Consider the following 15,711-nt stretch of genomic DNA (forward strand, 5'->3'; position numbering starts at 1 on the left):
CATGGCACGACAGGTCTTTCTGATCCGCGCGATCAACGTCGGGGGCGCAAAACTACCGATGGAGGAATTGCGCGCCACGGCAACCGAACTCGGTGCCACCGATGTGACGACCCATATCGCGTCCGGCAATCTGATCTGCACACCACCCGACTCCACCGACGACTTCGCACGTGCACTCGAGACCGCCATCGAGGAACGCTTCGGCTTCTCCCGCGAGGTGATCGCCCGGTCGGCGACGCAACTCCGTGACGCACTCGATGCCTACCCGTTCGAAGCAAGCGAAGAGAAGTTCGCGCACATCTATTTCCTCACCGGTGAACCCGAAACCGCCAAGACGGAAGCCTTCGTGGCCAAGGACTTCGGTGCCGACGAACTCGCGGTCATCGGCACCGACCTGCACATTCACTACGCGGCGGGGGTCGCCGGCAGCACACTGAGCGCACCCAAGATCGCCCGGGGTCTCGGGGTGACGGGGACCGGACGCAACCTGCGGACGGTGCGCACGCTCATCGAACTCGCCGAGACCTGAAGCCGGCGGCGCCGGTCAGACGTGCAGCAGTGCCACCGGTTCAGACGCGCAGCAGTGCCACTGGTCAGACGCGCAGCAGTGCCGCGGTGACGGCTTCGATGTCCTCGCGTTGCTTCTCGAACGGCGCTTCCCACAGTTTGCGGGGCAGCTCCTCGAGTTGTTCGACCACACCCTCGAGCTGTTGCAGGCGGTCGGTCTTGTCGTCGCCGTCGAGATCGGCCGCCGCGATCAGCTGATCGTCGAGGGCGAAGACGGCGTCGTCGAGCCGGTCGCGGTCGGCCAGAGTCGCCTTGTCGTGCGGGATCGCCGGATTCTGGTGCACGTCGGCGATCGCGTAACGAACCCGGCGGTGCAGCAACGCCTCCGGCGAGGTCGCCGTCGTCCAGTTGTCGGGGGCGCGGCTCGGTTTGCCCGGGATCAGGTCGGTCGACCGCGCGAACGCCCGGACCCGCTTGTCGGAATCCCAGGCGAACCAGATTGCGCCGATCAGGATGAACAGTGCGACGAAAACGATGACGCCGATGACAACGATCGCGATGGCCGACATAGTGCGACCTTAGCCCAGTCCCGTCCCAACGCTGCGCGGCTGCGGCACCGCCAGACGGGACCACGTCATGCGAGCGGCTCCGGCGCGTGCGCGGCGCGGACCGCCGCGACGTTGACACGGGTGAGCACCCGGTGCAGGTCCTCGAGGTCGGCGAGGTCCACCCCGAGGGCGTCGACGACCGCCGGCGGGATCGTCAGCGCCTGCTCGCGCAGCGCCCACCCGGTGTCGGTGAGTGCGATGTCGACATTGCGTTCGTCGTCGTCACGGCGACGACGTTCGATCAGCCCGTTGGTCTCCAGCCGCTTCAGCAGCGGCGAGAGCGTCGCCGAATCGAGTTGCAACACCGCGCCAAGGTCCTTGACCGCGCGGGGCGAGGACTCCCACAGCGCGAGCATCACCAGGTATTGCGGGTGGGTCAGGCCGAGGGGCTCGAGCAGTCGGCGATAGATGCGCAGGACCGATCGGTTGGCGACGGCCAGGGCGAAACACACCTGTCGCTCCAGCAGCAACGGGTTCTCGCCGAGGTCCGGTCCGGCGACCACCTCCGGTTCGCCGATTGTCGTTTCCGCCATGTCCCTCCACCCGATGACTCCACTGATGCCTCACATGGTAGGCCCGGCGGCCGGGGGCGGTCCGCTCGACGGTTTGCCCGCCACCCAGTCCTCGATGGTCAGTCCCCACTTGCCGAAGCGGTCGTCGAAACCGTCGGCGCGCGTGGCGGCCAGTGCCTTCTTGGCCGGTGAATAGTGACGGCCGGCCCACCGAGAGTGCGGCCGGGCCAAACGGATCGCGCCCATCCAGCCGACCGGCGGAATGAACGCGCCGACCGCGGCGGTCGAGTACTTGCCCTTCTCGACGCACACCAGGACGCAGGCGATGTGGATCGGCAGCACCACCAGCACGCCCCAATTCCCGTGCAGCTGTGCGTTGTCCGCGGCGGTGGTGTCGTCGAAGGGATTGACGCCCAACGCCAATAGCCCGAGAACAGCCGTGGTCAGCGAGACCACCTGTACCGAGAGTTGGCCCTCGGTGCTCCAGTAGACGTCGCCGAGGTGCAGGATCAAGGCGAATTCGTCGAGGACCAGGCTTGCGCCGACGCCAATGAGGACCGCGGCGATCAGCGCGCCCGGACGATGGCCGGCAACGGTCACCGACATCACCGCACCGACCAACAACAACACCAGCCCCGGCACGGCGTGGTGAATGTGCACGCCGCCGCGCACATTGTTGTGGAAGGGACCTCGGCCGGCGCGGATCAACCGCGTGATGGTGCGGGTGATGACAAAGGTCAGCAGGAACGCGAGGAACAGCAACGACAGCGGCAACCGGCCCGAATGCCAGAAGGTGTCGACGGCGCTCACGGCAGCGTCAGGCGCCCGCGGTGATCCCGGTGCGGCGCTGCTCGATGATGAGGCAACGGTCCTCGACGTAGAGCAGTCCGGCCGACTCGGCGATTTCCCGGGCCTCCGGGGAGGCGATACCCAGCTGCAGCCAGAGTGCGGTGGCACCGGCGGCCACGGCCTGCCGGGCGATCTCCGGGGTGTCGGCGGACGGGCGGAACACGTCGACGAGCCCCACCTGTTCGGGCACGTCGGCCAGCGTCGGGTACACCTGCTCCCCGACGATCTCGGTGGCGGTGGGATTGACCGGGATGATCCGCCAACCCTTCGACTTCATGTAGTCCGGAACCTCGTTGGCGGCCTTGGTCGGATTGGCACTGGCCCCGACCACCGTGATGGTGTCGTAGGTGCGCAGGATCTGTTCGACGACCTCATCGGTGCTCATGGCGCCAGTTTAGGGCGTTTCGCCCCGGCGCCGAACGTAAGCTGTGATCCGGGGGCGGAGAAGGAGCGGTAGATGCAGCTGACCCACCCGATCCATCAGGCATTCTCGCGTGGTTTCTATTCCGATTCGGGCCGCGACTACGAGGTCCGACTGTTGCTCGGCTACTGCACATCCGGGGGCGCCGACGCCGGGGAGGTTCTCGCGACCATCGACGCCCTCGACTCCGGGCACGAGCAGGCGTGGGCCGATGCCTGGCTGGCGGCGGGCCGTCGGGTGGCCGGCGCTGCGCGCGACTCGTTTGCCCACGGGCACCGAGAGAGCGCAGCGTCGGCGTATCTGCGTGCGGCGAACTATCTCTCGACCGCCTTCGACGGCCTCGACGGGGTGGGTACCGAGACGCAACGGATGACGGTGTTCGCCGAACACCGCGCCGCGTGGGACGGCTTCGTCGGCGCCGGCTCCTTTGCGGCACAACGCCTTTCCATCCCCTATGACAGAACCACCATGCCCGGCTGGTTGGTGCGGCCCGCCGACAACGATCGGCCCCGCCCGACACTGGTTCTGGTGAACGGGAGCGACGGGTCGATCTCGGCTCTGTGGTGTGCGGCCGGGCACGCCGCACTCACCCGCGGATACAACGTCGTGCTGTTCGACGGCCCGGGGCAGCAGTCGATGCTGTTCGAGAAATCGGTGCTGTTCCGCCCCGATTGGGAGGCGGTGCTGACCCCGGTCACCGACACCGTCATCGGGCAGCCGGGCGTGGATACGCAACGCCTTGCGGTGTACGGGATCTCGCAGGCCGGTTTCTGGGTGCCACAGGCGTTGTCCGTGGAGCACCGTTATCGGGCGGCCGTGGTCGATCCCGGGGTGGTCGATGTGTCGGCGTCGTGGACGACGCACCTGCCGAAATCGCTGGTGGGCATGCTCGACGATCCTTCGAAGGCGAAGCGATTCGATCAGGAGATGGCACTCGGGCTGACCGGACAGAAAGCAACCCAACGCATGTGGGCATGGCGGGCACGACCTTATGGGGGCAACGGGCAGTACTTCGACACGATGCGCGAGGTCATGCGCTACCGCCTCGACACCGATGCGGCCGCCGCGATCGCCACCCCGATGTTGATCACCGCGCCCGAACACGAGCAGTTCTGGCCCGGGCAATCGGCCCGGCTGGCTGCGATGCTGACCGGAACGTCGTCGACCGTCGTCGATTTCACCGCCGCCGAGGGCGCCAGTTGGCACTGCCAGCCGATGGGCCGGGCGGTGACCGCCGAGCGGATGTTCGACTGGCTCGACGACGCTCTCGAGGTGAGTGCGTGATGGCGGGCCGTCGGGGAAAGCGGGATCCGTTCGAGGGTCTCGATCTCGCGTCTCTGAATGGGACACGTGCGGTGGTCACCGGCGCCACCAACGGATTGGGGTTGGCGACGGCGCGCGCACTCGCCCGCGCAGGAGCCTCGGTGATCCTGCCCGCCCGTGACGTCGACTTGGGGCGCCGCCGCGCAGAAGAATTCAACGCAGCGGAGTTCGGCGGCGACTGTTCGGTGGTTCGGCTCGACCTCGCGGATCTGTCGTCGGTGCGCGACTGCGCGGCATCCATCGAGGGGCCCATCGACTTCCTCGTCAACAACGCCGGCATGTTCCCGCACACGCACTCCCAGACCGTCGACGGATTCGAACTCGGCATCGGCACCAATTTCCTCGGCCCGTTCGCTTTCACCAATCTCCTTCTCGCACAGGTCCGCCGACGCATCGTGTGTGTCGCGTCCGACGCCCACAAGGCCGCGCGGATCGACCCGGACGATCTCAACTACGCCGACGCATCGTGGAGCCCGCCGCGCGCCTATGCCCGATCCAAACTCGCGGTCATGTTGTGGGGCCTCGAGCTCGACCGGCGTTTGCGCACAACGGGTTCGCCCGTCGAGACGATGTTGACCACACCCGGGTGGGTGGCGTCCAACATCTCCAACAAACCGCATCTCGGACTGGCGCATCGCATCGTGCGCGGCGGTGCCGAACTGCTCGCCAACGACGTCGACGCCGGTGCCGCCACCACCATCTACTGCCTCACCCAGCCGATCGCCACCGGAAGCTACGTCGGCGTCGACGGTATCGGCGCGCTGCGCGGCCGGCCGGTGCTGTTCGGCCGCTCCACCACGGCCTGCGATTTCACGCTCGCCGGCCGACTCTGGGAGGCGGCCGAAAGGCTCACGGGGACGGGCTTCTGAGTTCTGCTGGCATTCGGGACTTGTCGGTGTCAGCTACTCGGCGTCTGTCGGGGTGAGTACCGAGCGTCGGCGCACGATCGTGGTCACCGACGTGGCCAGCAGGAGTCCGCCCGCAGCGATCCAGAGCACCGCGTCGGGGATGCGAGTGTACGCGTATGCACCGGCAATGGCCCCGGCGGACAAGGCAATCCACATCGCCAGGTAACGCAACCACGCGGTGCGGGACCCACCGAAGAAGCCGTCCACCAGCCGCTGCCCGGCCTTGACCAGGGTTCCGGTCATATACGTCAACCCGATCGACACCTCGCCTCCACGCTGAAACGTGGCGTTGAGCACGCCCATCGCCACCGAGATCACCAGGATCGCAGGCACTCCGACACCCAGCGACTGGGCGAGGGCGGAGCAACCGACGATCCCCGTAGTCGCCCACAACACCACCACTCTGCCGTGCGCGAAACGTGACAGCACCGACCCGGCGACGACGCCGAAGAAGAACAGCCCGATCAGCCCGGCGGCCCGCCCGGCCTGCACCCAGTCACCGGAGGCGGCATTCGCGGCCGCCCTGGTGGTGTTGCCGCTCATGAAGGACACGAAGAAGCCACCGAGATGCAGGAAGCCGACGGCGTCAAGGTAGCCGGCGATCGCCGCCAACACCATTGCCAGCGCCAGTTCCCGCCTGCGTATCGAGTGCACTCGCGGATTGTGGCACAGACGTCCGGGATGTAGCCCGCCACGAGGCGAGATGTAGCAGAAGGTCACGCCAGGGGCGAACGTTCTGCTACAACGTGCCGATTCGACGACGAACTCTTGGCGGAAGCGGAGGGATTTGAACCCCCGGTGGTTTTACCCACGCTCGCTTTCAAGGCGAGTGCATTCGGCCGCTCTGCCACGCTTCCCTGCCGAAAAGGGTACGTGAGGGCCCAGCACCCGGCCGAATCGGCTCACGGGTCGTCATCGATCTCTCGACGCGTCGCCAGCTGGTGGACGCGGCCCGTGCACGCAGCGCGCCTACCAGCACCGACCGCGCTCAGTGGCCGCCCTGTGCCACGATCGGGTGATGCGTGCCGTCACCGTTTCTTCGTCAGGCGATCTGTCCGTCTCCACCATCGACGATCCGGTCGCCGACCTCGGCGAGGTCGTCATCGACGTCGTCTCGGCCGGGGTGAACCGCGCTGACCTTCTCCAGCGCCGCGGCAACTATCCGCCGCCTCCCGGCGCACCGGAGACCCTCGGGCTCGAGGTCTCGGGCCGGATCAGCGAGGTCGGGGCACGGGTGTCGGGCTGGTCGGTCGGCGACGAGGTGTGCGCGTTGCTCGCCGGCGGCGGATACGCCGAGAGGGTGGCGGTTCCCGCGGCGCAGGTGTTGCCGGTCCCGGCCGGGGTTCTTCTCGCCGACGCCGCGGCGCTACCGGAGGTGGCGTGCACGGTGGTTTCCAACGTCATCGAGGCCGGGGGTCTGCGAGCTGGTGAACTGCTCCTCGTCCACGGCGGATCGAGCGGTATTGGCACCCACGCCATTCAGCTCGCCCACGCACTCGGCGCCCGCGTCGCCGTCACCGCACGTACCGCGGCCAAGCTCGATCGATGCGCCGGGTTCGGCGCCGACATCCTGATCAATTACGCCACAGACGATTACGTTGAGGTGATCACCGAAAGCGGAGGCGCCGACGTCATTCTCGACATCATCGGCGCAAAGTACCTGGCGCAGAACATCTCTGCGCTGCGCACCGGCGGCCGCCTGGTCATCATCGGCATGCAGGGCGGCACCAAGGCCGAGCTGTCGATCGCCGCGCTGATGGGTAAACGCGCGTCGGTGATCGGGACGACGCTGCGATCCCGACCGGTCGATGGGGACGGCGGCAAGGCCCAGATCGTGACGCACACGCGAACGGTGACCTGGCCGCTGATCGAGGCGGGCAAGGTGCTGCCGGTCATCGACAGCGTCTACGACCTCGACGACGCCGCGGCAGCGCATGATCGCCTCGACAGCGGCGAGGCGATCGGCAAGGTGTTGCTGCGCGTGGCCGCAGTCTGATCACTGATCACTGCAGTCTGATCACTGCAGACTGATCACCCAAGGCCGGTCACCCCCGGCGCCAAGAGCTGGCGGTTCAGGCGAGCCCGTCCGGACAGGGTCGGGCCGAGGAGCCGTCGCGGATCTTGCCGAAGATGCGGCCGAGGGACTCGAACTCCTCGGCGCTGAGCACCTCGATGACATGCTTGCGAACCACCGCGTCGCGGATGTCGAGCTGTGCGCGCAGTTGGGCCCGTCCGTGGGCGGTGAGGCGGACCAGTCGGTGCCGGGCATCCGAGCGGGAGTGCACGCGTTCGAGGATTTCGTCGTCGATGAGGCGGGCGACCACGCGCGACACCGTGCTCACGCCGGCATGCATCGCCGCGGCGATCTCACTGATCCCGATCGACTCCCGGGCGGCGATGATCTCGAGCACCCGCATGTCATTGACCGAGACCCCCGCGGCGCTGAAGCCCGCGGTCACCTCGGCCATCAGGGCCCAGCCCCCGTCGACGAAAGCGCTCCACACGGCCAACTCAGCGTCGGACAGCCGCGCAGACTCCTCGGTGTTCACTTTCCACAAAATAGTGCACCAGAGCAGAACTTACTAACTCAGTGGGTCAGGCGACCGACAGAAGTTGTCCGCTTCACGCCAGCGAACCGAGTGTCCGCACGAGATGATCGACTTCGTAAGGTGTCGAATACGGCCCGAGCCCGACGGTGACAGCTCCTCCGAAATCGCCGGCGCCCATCCGGGCGAGCGCACGGCTCGGTAGATCGGCGAGCGCACAGATTCCGTTGTCGGCAAGCCTGCGGACCACGGTATCGGCCCCGACGCCGTCGACCGCGAAGCTGACCAACGGCACCCGGTTGTCGCTCTTGCCGATCACCGAGACGTGATTGAGCTGGTCAAGCGAGTTGATGAGGTAGAAACCGAGCCGCTGCAGGTATTCGTTGACGCCATCGAGAGCAGTAGTCAGCCGTCGCCGACGCTTACCCAGCGCAGTCTCGTCGAGACCCGCGAGATGCTCGACGGAAGCCACCAGACCGGCGAGCAGAGCGCCCTGATGCTCGTCGATCTCGAGGCGCTCAGGCCCCACCGCATGCGGATCCGATGACATCGTGTTCAACCGGTCGATCGCGCGCGGCTCGGCGAAGACCATCGCCGCCATCCGCGGCCCACCCCACCGTTCGGCGGACACGACGACGACGTCGGCGCCGAGTTCGTCGATGTCGAGCGGAAGGTAGGGCGCGGCGCTCGACGCGTCGACGACGACCATCGCGCCGACCTCCCGCGCCCGCGCGGCGATGTCGCCGACATCGGTGAGGGTGCCCAGCGTCGACGAAGCCAGCGGAACCGCGACGACGGCGGTGTGCCGGTCGATCAGATCGTCGTACTGCCAGGTCGGCAGTTCTCCGGTCTCGACGTCGATCTCGGCCCATCGAAGAGTGCCGCCGACACGGTCGACGACGCGCACCCACGGCAGGATGTTCGGCTCGTCGTCCTGGCGGCTGACGACGACGTTGCCCGACAGCCATGTGTTGGGGTTGATCGCCTCGGCGAGCGTCCACAGCAATACCGAACGCGACGGTCCGAGGACCACGCCGGAGGACTGCCCGGCAACCAGATCGGCGATGGCCCGGCGGGCGCCGTCGAGGGCTTCGGCGGTCTCCCGCGCCGCCGGGTACCGGCCCCGCGCCGACGCCCCGAGCTGTCGGAATCCGCGGGACACCGCGGAGGCCACCGAGTCCGGGATCACCATCCCGGCCTGCGGATCGAAGCGAATCCAGCCGTCGCCGAGCGAGGGAAAAAGTCCACGCGCATGGGCGACGTCGAAGGGCATGGCCCCACGATAGACGCGGCCTGCGCGCCGATCGGCGGGTATCCGATGACCGGTTCCGTGCGTTGGCCGCAAGCGGGTTGGGCACAATGGAGAACATGGTCATAGACGGCAACAATGCGAATCCCTTTGCCACCCCCGATCGCGACGGAGCGTCCGAGACCGACAACGATTCGGTCGTCGTCCTGGGTGCCGATTCGCCGCTGGGTACCCAGGCTGCGTCGGAAGACTCCTCCTCGGAGTCCTCTGACGGATCCAACGTCGCCGACATGGTCGAGCAACCGGCGAAGGTCATGCGGATCGGCACGATGATCAAGCAACTGCTCGAAGAGGTCCGTGCGGCTCCGCTCGACGAGGCGAGCCGTAACCGGCTGCGCGAGATCCACGAGTCGTCGATCCGCGAACTCGAGGACGGGCTGGCACCGGAGCTGCGCGAGGAGCTCGAGCGGCTGGCCCTGCCGTTCACCGACGACACCACCCCGTCCGACGCCGAGCTGCGGATCGCCCAAGCCCAGCTCGTCGGCTGGCTCGAGGGGCTCTTCCACGGCATCCAGACCGCCCTGTTCGCCCAGCAGATGGCCGCTCGCGCTCAACTCGAGCAGATGCGTCAGGGTGCGCTGCCCCCGGGGATGACACCGTCGGCGGGCGGACACGGCAGCACCGGCCAGTACCTCTGATCGGCACCTCTGAACGCCGGCGGTGGGCCCGGCGCTTGTATGCTGTGGCCTCGTGTCAGCCGAAGTGATGCAGGGGCGGGTCCCACCGCCGCCCACAGGTGCGACGTCGCGGTCCATGCGCCGGGCGTTCGACGACCTGTCGGCGGGTCTGAACGCCCGCGAACTGTGGCTGCATCTCGGGTGGCAGGACATCAAGCAGCGCTACCGCCGCTCGTTGCTCGGTCCCCTGTGGATCACCATCGCCACCGGTGTCACCGCGGTCGCGATGGGCCTGCTCTACGGCGAGCTGTTCCACATGGACATCAAGTCGTTCCTGCCGTACGTGACGCTCGGGTTCATCTTCTGGAACTTCATCCAGAACTCGATCCTCGAGGGCGCCGAGGTGTTCTCGAAGAACGAAGGACTGATCAAACAGCTGCCGTCGCCGGTGAGCGTGCACGTCTACCGGATGGTGTGGCGGCAGCTGATCATCTTCGCCCATAACATCGTCATCTACATCGCGATCCTGATCATCTTCCCGCAGCCGCTGAATTGGACTGCCCTGCTGGTCATCCCGGCCATCGCGCTGTTCGTCATCAACGGTGTGTGGGTGTCGATCGTCTTCGGCATCCTCTCGACCCGCTTCCGCGACATCGGCCAGTTGCTGACCACCGCGGTGCAGTTGGTGTTCTTCATGACGCCGATCATCTGGACCACCGAGAACCTCGGCAAGCAGACCGGAGAGAAGTCCGAGCGACTCAAACTCGTCGAACTCAACCCGATGTATCACTACCTCGACATCGCGCGCGGCCCGCTGCTCGGTGAGTCGGTGGCCTTCTATCACTGGGCGGTCGTGATCGGCTGCACGATCGTCGGCTGGCTGATGGCGTTGGCCGTGATGCGCAACTACCGCGCCCGCGTGGCCTACTGGGTGTGACCGGCGGAGATAAGGCGACAACCATGGCGACCAGCAAGAGCACTGTCCGGGTGGACACCTGGGATGCGTGTGTCGACTTCCCGATTTTCGACGCCAAGACGCGCTCGCTGAAGAAATCGGTGATCGGTGCGGCCGGCGGCGTAATCGGCGCCAATGCGTCGAACGTGATCGTCGTCGAGGCCCTGAAGAACATCAATCTGCATCTCGAGCACGGCGATCGCGTCGGATTGGTCGGGCACAACGGTGCCGGTAAGTCGACGTTGTTGCGACTGCTGTCAGGGATCTACGAGCCGACGCGCGGGCACTGTCAGGTGACCGGCCGCGTCGCACCCGTCTTCGACCTCGGGGTCGGCATGGACCCGGAGATCTCCGGCTACGAGAACATCATCATCCGCGGCATGTTCTTGGGATTGACCCGCAAGGAGATGCTCAAGAAGACCGACGAGATCGCGGAGTTCTCCGAGCTCGGCGACTACCTGAACATGCCGCTGCGCACCTACTCCACCGGTATGCGGGTGCGACTCGCCCTCGGCGTGGTGACCAGCATCGATCCAGAGATCCTCATCCTCGATGAGGGCATCGGCGCCGTCGACGCCGAGTTCATGAAGAAGGCGCGGACCCGCCTCGAGGCACTCGTGGAGCGCTCGGGCATCCTCGTCTTCGCCAGCCACTCCAACGAATTCCTCGCCCAGCTGTGCGACCGCGCCCTGTGGATCGATCACGGCGAGGTGCGCATGGACGGCGGCATCGAGGACGTGGTGAACGCCTATGAGGGTCCCGAGGCGGCATCGCATGTGCGTGAGGTTCTCGACGGCCTGAAGAAGGAAGCCGACACCGCCGAATGAGCATGCGCGACAAGATCGTTGCGGTCGTCGTCACCCATCGGCGCGCGGAGCTGCTGGCCGCGTCCCTCGCGGTCCTCGCCTCGCAGACCCGGCCCGTCGACCACATCGTCGTCGTCGACAATGCCGATGAGGCAGCGGTCGCCGAACTCGTTGCTGCTCAGCCTGTTCCGACAACATATCTGGGGTCCGCGCGCAATCTCGGCGGGGCGGGCGGTTTCGCACTCGGCATGCTGCACGCACTGGTCCTCGGCGCCGACTGGGTGTGGTGCGCCGACGACGACGGCCGGCCCGAGGGGCCCGAGGTTCTCGAGACCCTGCTGGGCTGCGCGACCCGCCACGACCTCGCCGAGGTGTCACCGGTGGTCGTCAACATCGACGATCCGGACACCCTTGCATTTCCGCTTCGACGCGGAATCGCCTGGCGGCGTAAGCGTTCCGAGCTGTTCGAGAACGGCGAGGACAGCGGCAACGATCTGTTGCCCGGCATCGCGTCGCTGTTCAACGGAGCCCTGTTCCGCGCGGACACGCTGGACATGGTCGGCGTGCCGGACCTGCGTCTGTTCTTCCGCGGTGACGAGGTCGAGATGCATCGCCGGCTGCAGCGGTCCGGTCTGCCATTCGGAACCTGTTTGACCACTGCGTATCTGCACCCCTACGGCTCCGACGAGTTCCGGCCGATCATGGGCGGTCGGATGCACACCCAGTACCCGGACAACCCGACCAAACGGTTCTTCACCTACCGCAATCGCGGCTACCTGATGAGTCAGCCCGGGATGCGCAAGCTGCTCCCGCAGGAGTATGCGCGATTCGGCTGGTACTTCCTGGTGCAACAGCACGACGTCAAGGGCTTCTCCGAGTGGCTGCGCCTGCAGCGGCTCGGCCGACGGGAGCGGTTCGTCCGGCCGGAGTGAGGGGTGATTCACCCCGGTTTGTCGACTCCGATCGAGCTCTCTCGCGCCGTTGGCGCTGCCCTCCTCGAACCTTGCCCCACAAAACTAGAACATGTTCTACTGTGGAGACGGACCACAACGGGCTATCCGGGGAGTAGAGCATGCGTTTCACCTTCGCCGAGGCGATGACCGATCCGGCCTACTACGCGCCGCTCGCGCAGGCCGCCGAGGCAGCGGGATATGCGGGGTTCACCATTCCGGACTCCCTCGCCTACCCCGAGAAGTCCGACGCGACCTATCCGTACACGCCCGACGGCAATCGGGAGTTCCTCGAGGGCAAGGCGTTCATCGAGACCTTCATCGAGGCGGCTGCGTTGGGGGCGGTCACCTCGACGATTCGCTTCACACCGTTCGTGCTCAAGCTACCGGTCCGCCCGCCGGCCCTCGTCGCCAAGCAGGCAAGTTCGGTTGCGTACCTGACGAACAATCGACTCGCGCTCGGGGTCGGCACGAGCCCCTGGCCCGAGGACTACGACTTCATGGGGGTCGACTTCCGCAGGCGCGGAAAGCGTATGGACGAATGCATGGACGTCTTCCGTGGGCTCACCTCCGGGGAGTACTTCGAGTTCCACGGCGAGTTCTACGACATCCCGAAGATTAAGATGGCCCCTGCACCGACCGAACCGATTCCTCTGCTCGTCGGCGGTCATGCCGACGCGGCGCTGCGCCGAGCGGTGGTCCGCGGCGACGGCTGGATGCACGGTGGTGGGCCGCCCGAGGAACTCGACACCCTGCTCGACAAGATCACCGACATCCGCAAGGCCGAGGGAAAACTCAACGACCCCTTCGAGATTCACGTCATCTCGCTCGACGCCTATACCGTCGACGGCTGTAAACGCCTGGAGGACAAAGGCATCACCGATGTCATCGTCGGCTTCCGGTTGCCCTACATCGTCGGTAACGATACCGAACCCCTGCAGAAGAAGCTCGATCACCTGAACTGGTACGCCGACAACGTGATCGCCAAGGTCAACGGCTGAGGGCCGCGATCACCGCTGCCGCACGTCGGTGACGATTCGCGTCATATCGTCGAGAAAGCGCTCGATGAGCCGCAGTTCGGCTTGATCGTAGTCCTTCAGGGCCTCCACTGCTGGAACGATGAGCGGTCCGAAGAAGCCGCGACCGACCGCTCGCGCATGTTCGGTCACCCCGACGAGTATCCGGCGCCGGTCGTCGCGATCCGGTGTTCGCACGACCATCCCGGCTCGTTCGAGCCGATCAAGAATCGCGGTCACTGTCGCCGAGTTGAGTCCGCCAAGGGTACGACCGAGCACCGCCGGCGTGGCCACCCCGCCGTCGCGTTCGGCCTCCAGCAGAACGATCAACGCCCGCAGATCCGTGGAGTGAAGTCCCTCGGATTTCGCGAACTGCGCTCCGAATAGGTCCAATTCGACTGTCAACGCTCGCAGATCACGGATGAGTCGATACTCCGGTCGCGAATCGTCGAGGTTCTCGTCGCGGGCCACCGCTCGACAGTACCTCATCAATCAATTACCTTGATCATCAACTTAAATGATCTTTGAGAGGATTGATATGGCCGATGCACACGCGTTCACCTCAACCCATGCCGGTCGCGAGTTCTGTGACCACTACCAAGCCCTGCGTGGCCGCTGGCCGACAGATGCCACCGACGCCGATCTGCCGTCCCGATTCGGCACGACTCGCACGACGTCATGGGGCCGCGGAAACGGCGAGGATCTTGTACTACTGCCAGGATCCGGTGCGACACTGACGGAATGGTTCGCCGTCGCCGAACCGCTGGGCGAGCATCGGCGATGTCACGCCGTGGACTTCATCGGAGACCCCGGGCTCTCCGTCCCTGGACGAGACCGCATCCGGTCGGTCGACGATGTTCTCGAGTGGCTCGAAACGACGATGACATCTCTGCATGCAGCCCGTCCCATCCTTGTCGGTCACTCCTACGGCGCGATGGTCGCCCTGGCCTTTGCACTCAGACATCCGGAACAGGTGAGCGGACTGGTGCTGCTCGACCCCAATTCATGTTTCGGACCAATGCGGATGCAATACCTCGCCCACGCGGTACCGATTCTGCTGCGGCCGAGTCGCTCTCGACAGCGGAAGTTTCTCGAATGGGAAACCGGCGGTGCCGCGTTGGATCATCAGTGGCTCGAATTGTCAGCGATCGGCGCCGCGCACTTCCCCTCTACTCGACCACGCGTCCCGCGTCGACCGAAGTCGGCGACGCTGGCTGGGTTGGCGGTACCGATGTCGGTGATCCTCGCCGCAAACAGCAGAGTCCACGACATCGGCAAGATCGCCGACTCTGTCCGAAACTCTCTGCCTCACTGCCATATTGACATCATCGATGGGGCCACGCACCACTCACTTCCCATGTTGCCACAGCCGGCCGTCACCACAGCGCTCACTTCCGCGTGCACCCGGTTCGCCGGTGGGTGACCCGCGGAGCGTCGAACCGTTGCAACTCGAATGCCGACAGGCCCCTATCACACCCCACCGACATAAAATTTCAGTTGGGCCGGGCACTCAATCCCGTTGTCCACAAGCATCTTTCCCTCCACAGGTCTGTCGAACACCCTTGCACTAATTCATATGTTCGAGTAGAGTAGAGCCCTCACACCGATCAGCCGCTGGGGAGAGCCCATGATCGACACCACCACAACTCTTGACATCAAAGATGTTGACGCTGAGGCGGTCTTCGCCGATATCGTCAGCCGACTCAGCGACCTGCAATGGGATCCGGAGATGACCGGGCCACAGGCCTTCGGTGCGATGAAGCAAGTCCTGTTGCTGCGGAACCTGGTTGATCACCACGCCACCAGCCTCACCGGCGAACTGGACCGGCTGGGCGTGGCCGATCACAAGACCACCCGTTTGCGGGAACTGTTGATCAGCATGGGTTTCGCACCTGCCGTCGCAGGTCGGTACGTGCGGATTGCTGCCACCGGCGACATCGATCTGTTGTTGGCGCACGCCGCCGACGGGTCCATCTCCTCCGAACACGTCGATGCCATCGTCCGCGGATTGGCGCACATCGACACCCGATGCCCCGAACCTATGGACACCGTGCAACGGTGTGAATACCTGCGGAAACTCTTATCGCACTACTTCGCCGGATTCACCCCCGCCGAGATCACCACCTACGCGCGGCAGCTGGGGAACGAGCTCGCCGCCGAAACGCCTGGCGGGTTACCTGCCGCCGAAGACAAGAACATCAACTCCTACACCGACCGCATCACCGACGACGGCCGGTTGGAAATCTCAGCGAACCTCGACATCGTCGCCGGGGAGAAGACCAGAACTCTGATGGAAACCTTGTCGGCGCCCAAGCCGCAACACGACGGATCCCCCGATCCGCGGACACCCGAACAGATCTGTGCTGCCGCGTTCGAGACGATCG

The 15,711-nt window shown here is 65.8% G+C and carries 18 protein-coding genes, 1 tRNA gene and 1 pseudogene; 11 read left to right on the forward strand and 9 right to left on the reverse strand.

Annotation, left to right across the window (positions count from 1 at the left end):
* The first annotated feature begins 1 nt into the window (after window position 1).
* On the forward strand, window positions 2–529 hold the full coding sequence (locus P3L18_RS15115) for a DUF1697 domain-containing protein (protein WP_276114503.1): 528 nt from the start codon (window positions 2–4) through the stop codon (window positions 527–529).
* Between the two features lie 64 nt (window positions 530–593).
* Here P3L18_RS15115 and P3L18_RS15120 read toward each other — a convergent pair whose 3' ends face one another.
* The 4 genes from P3L18_RS15120 to P3L18_RS15135 all read right to left on the reverse strand — a co-directional run bounded on the left by P3L18_RS15120 (window position 594) and on the right by P3L18_RS15135 (window position 2,861).
* Window positions 594–1,076: a hypothetical protein gene (locus P3L18_RS15120; protein WP_006369293.1), complete on the reverse strand. Its 483-nt coding sequence runs from the start codon at window positions 1,074–1,076 to the stop codon at window positions 594–596.
* A gap of 65 nt (window positions 1,077–1,141) precedes the next feature.
* A complete protein-coding gene (locus P3L18_RS15125) occupies window positions 1,142–1,648 on the reverse strand; it encodes a MarR family winged helix-turn-helix transcriptional regulator (RefSeq protein WP_276114504.1) in 507 nt (168 codons plus the stop codon).
* A 30-nt stretch (window positions 1,649–1,678) separates the two neighbouring features.
* The gene (locus P3L18_RS15130) at window positions 1,679–2,437 is read right to left on the reverse strand and encodes a hypothetical protein (protein WP_276114505.1); all 759 of its coding nucleotides are present in this window, start codon (window positions 2,435–2,437) and stop codon (window positions 1,679–1,681) included.
* Window positions 2,438–2,444: 7 nt separating this feature from the next.
* Window positions 2,445–2,861, reverse strand: coding sequence for a CoA-binding protein (locus tag P3L18_RS15135; RefSeq protein WP_276114506.1), 417 nt, complete (start codon window positions 2,859–2,861; stop codon window positions 2,445–2,447).
* Between the two features lie 72 nt (window positions 2,862–2,933).
* Here P3L18_RS15135 and P3L18_RS15140 point away from each other — a divergent pair, with 72 nt between their 5' ends.
* Window positions 2,934–4,181 carry a dipeptidyl aminopeptidase gene (locus tag P3L18_RS15140; RefSeq protein ID WP_276114507.1) on the forward strand — a complete coding sequence of 416 codons (1,248 nt, stop codon included), beginning with the start codon at window positions 2,934–2,936 and terminating at the stop codon, window positions 4,179–4,181.
* Entirely contained in the window at window positions 4,181–5,089 is a 909-nt protein-coding gene (locus P3L18_RS15145) for an SDR family NAD(P)-dependent oxidoreductase (RefSeq protein ID WP_276114508.1), read from the forward strand. The genes P3L18_RS15140 and P3L18_RS15145 overlap by 1 nt, the downstream gene beginning before the upstream one ends.
* Before the next feature lie 33 nt (window positions 5,090–5,122).
* Here the strand turns inward: P3L18_RS15145 and P3L18_RS15150 are convergent, their stop codons facing one another.
* Together P3L18_RS15150 and P3L18_RS15155 are read right to left on the reverse strand one after the other, a co-directional pair.
* Window positions 5,123–5,758, reverse strand: a complete 636-nt coding sequence (locus tag P3L18_RS15150; protein WP_276114525.1) for a YoaK family protein — start codon at window positions 5,756–5,758, stop codon at window positions 5,123–5,125.
* Between the two features lie 139 nt (window positions 5,759–5,897).
* Window positions 5,898–5,985, reverse strand: a tRNA-Ser gene (locus P3L18_RS15155).
* Between the two features lie 161 nt (window positions 5,986–6,146).
* Between P3L18_RS15155 and P3L18_RS15160 the strand changes: the two genes are divergently transcribed.
* Entirely contained in the window at window positions 6,147–7,124 is a 978-nt protein-coding gene (locus tag P3L18_RS15160) for an NAD(P)H-quinone oxidoreductase (RefSeq protein WP_276114509.1), read from the forward strand.
* A gap of 76 nt (window positions 7,125–7,200) precedes the next feature.
* Here P3L18_RS15160 and P3L18_RS15165 read toward each other — a convergent pair whose 3' ends face one another.
* Both P3L18_RS15165 and P3L18_RS15170 read right to left on the reverse strand, forming a co-directional pair.
* Window positions 7,201–7,677, reverse strand: a complete 477-nt coding sequence (locus P3L18_RS15165) for a MarR family winged helix-turn-helix transcriptional regulator (RefSeq protein ID WP_014358531.1) — start codon at window positions 7,675–7,677, stop codon at window positions 7,201–7,203.
* Window positions 7,678–7,750: 73 nt separating this feature from the next.
* Window positions 7,751–8,947 (reverse strand): aminotransferase class V-fold PLP-dependent enzyme, encoded by a 1,197-nt coding sequence (locus tag P3L18_RS15170; protein WP_276114510.1) that lies wholly within the window; start codon window positions 8,945–8,947, stop codon window positions 7,751–7,753.
* A 95-nt stretch (window positions 8,948–9,042) separates the two neighbouring features.
* Between P3L18_RS15170 and P3L18_RS15175 the strand changes: the two genes are divergently transcribed.
* The 5 genes from P3L18_RS15175 to P3L18_RS15195 all read left to right on the forward strand — a co-directional run bounded on the left by P3L18_RS15175 (window position 9,043) and on the right by P3L18_RS15195 (window position 13,312).
* Window positions 9,043–9,621 carry a bacterial proteasome activator family protein gene (locus P3L18_RS15175; RefSeq protein ID WP_006369283.1) on the forward strand — a complete coding sequence of 193 codons (579 nt, stop codon included), beginning with the start codon at window positions 9,043–9,045 and terminating at the stop codon, window positions 9,619–9,621.
* A 67-nt stretch (window positions 9,622–9,688) separates the two neighbouring features.
* The gene (locus P3L18_RS15180) at window positions 9,689–10,537 is read left to right on the forward strand and encodes an ABC transporter permease (protein ID WP_165776348.1); all 849 of its coding nucleotides are present in this window, start codon (window positions 9,689–9,691) and stop codon (window positions 10,535–10,537) included.
* Window positions 10,538–10,560: 23 nt separating this feature from the next.
* Complete coding sequence (locus P3L18_RS15185) at window positions 10,561–11,382, forward strand: ABC transporter ATP-binding protein (RefSeq protein ID WP_006369281.1); 822 nt, start codon at window positions 10,561–10,563, stop codon at window positions 11,380–11,382.
* Entirely contained in the window at window positions 11,379–12,293 is a 915-nt protein-coding gene (locus tag P3L18_RS15190) for a glycosyltransferase family 2 protein (protein ID WP_276114511.1), read from the forward strand. The genes P3L18_RS15185 and P3L18_RS15190 overlap by 4 nt, the downstream gene beginning before the upstream one ends.
* Window positions 12,294–12,433: 140 nt before the next feature.
* A complete protein-coding gene (locus tag P3L18_RS15195; RefSeq protein ID WP_276114512.1) occupies window positions 12,434–13,312 on the forward strand; it encodes a TIGR03619 family F420-dependent LLM class oxidoreductase in 879 nt (292 codons plus the stop codon).
* Between the two features lie 9 nt (window positions 13,313–13,321).
* Here P3L18_RS15195 and P3L18_RS15200 read toward each other — a convergent pair whose 3' ends face one another.
* Entirely contained in the window at window positions 13,322–13,798 is a 477-nt protein-coding gene (locus P3L18_RS15200) for a MarR family transcriptional regulator (protein ID WP_276114513.1), read from the reverse strand.
* A 67-nt stretch (window positions 13,799–13,865) separates the two neighbouring features.
* Between P3L18_RS15200 and P3L18_RS15205 the strand changes: the two genes are divergently transcribed.
* Complete coding sequence (locus tag P3L18_RS15205; protein WP_276114514.1) at window positions 13,866–14,750, forward strand: alpha/beta hydrolase; 885 nt, start codon at window positions 13,866–13,868, stop codon at window positions 14,748–14,750.
* Window positions 14,751–14,954: 204 nt separating this feature from the next.
* Window positions 14,955–15,711: pseudogene (locus P3L18_RS15210) on the forward strand (DUF222 domain-containing protein); the annotation flags it as partial.

Origin of the sequence: Gordonia sp. N1V (assembly GCF_029269935.1) — a bacterium.
GTDB classification, from domain to species: Bacteria; Actinomycetota; Actinomycetes; order Mycobacteriales; family Mycobacteriaceae; genus Gordonia; species Gordonia polyisoprenivorans.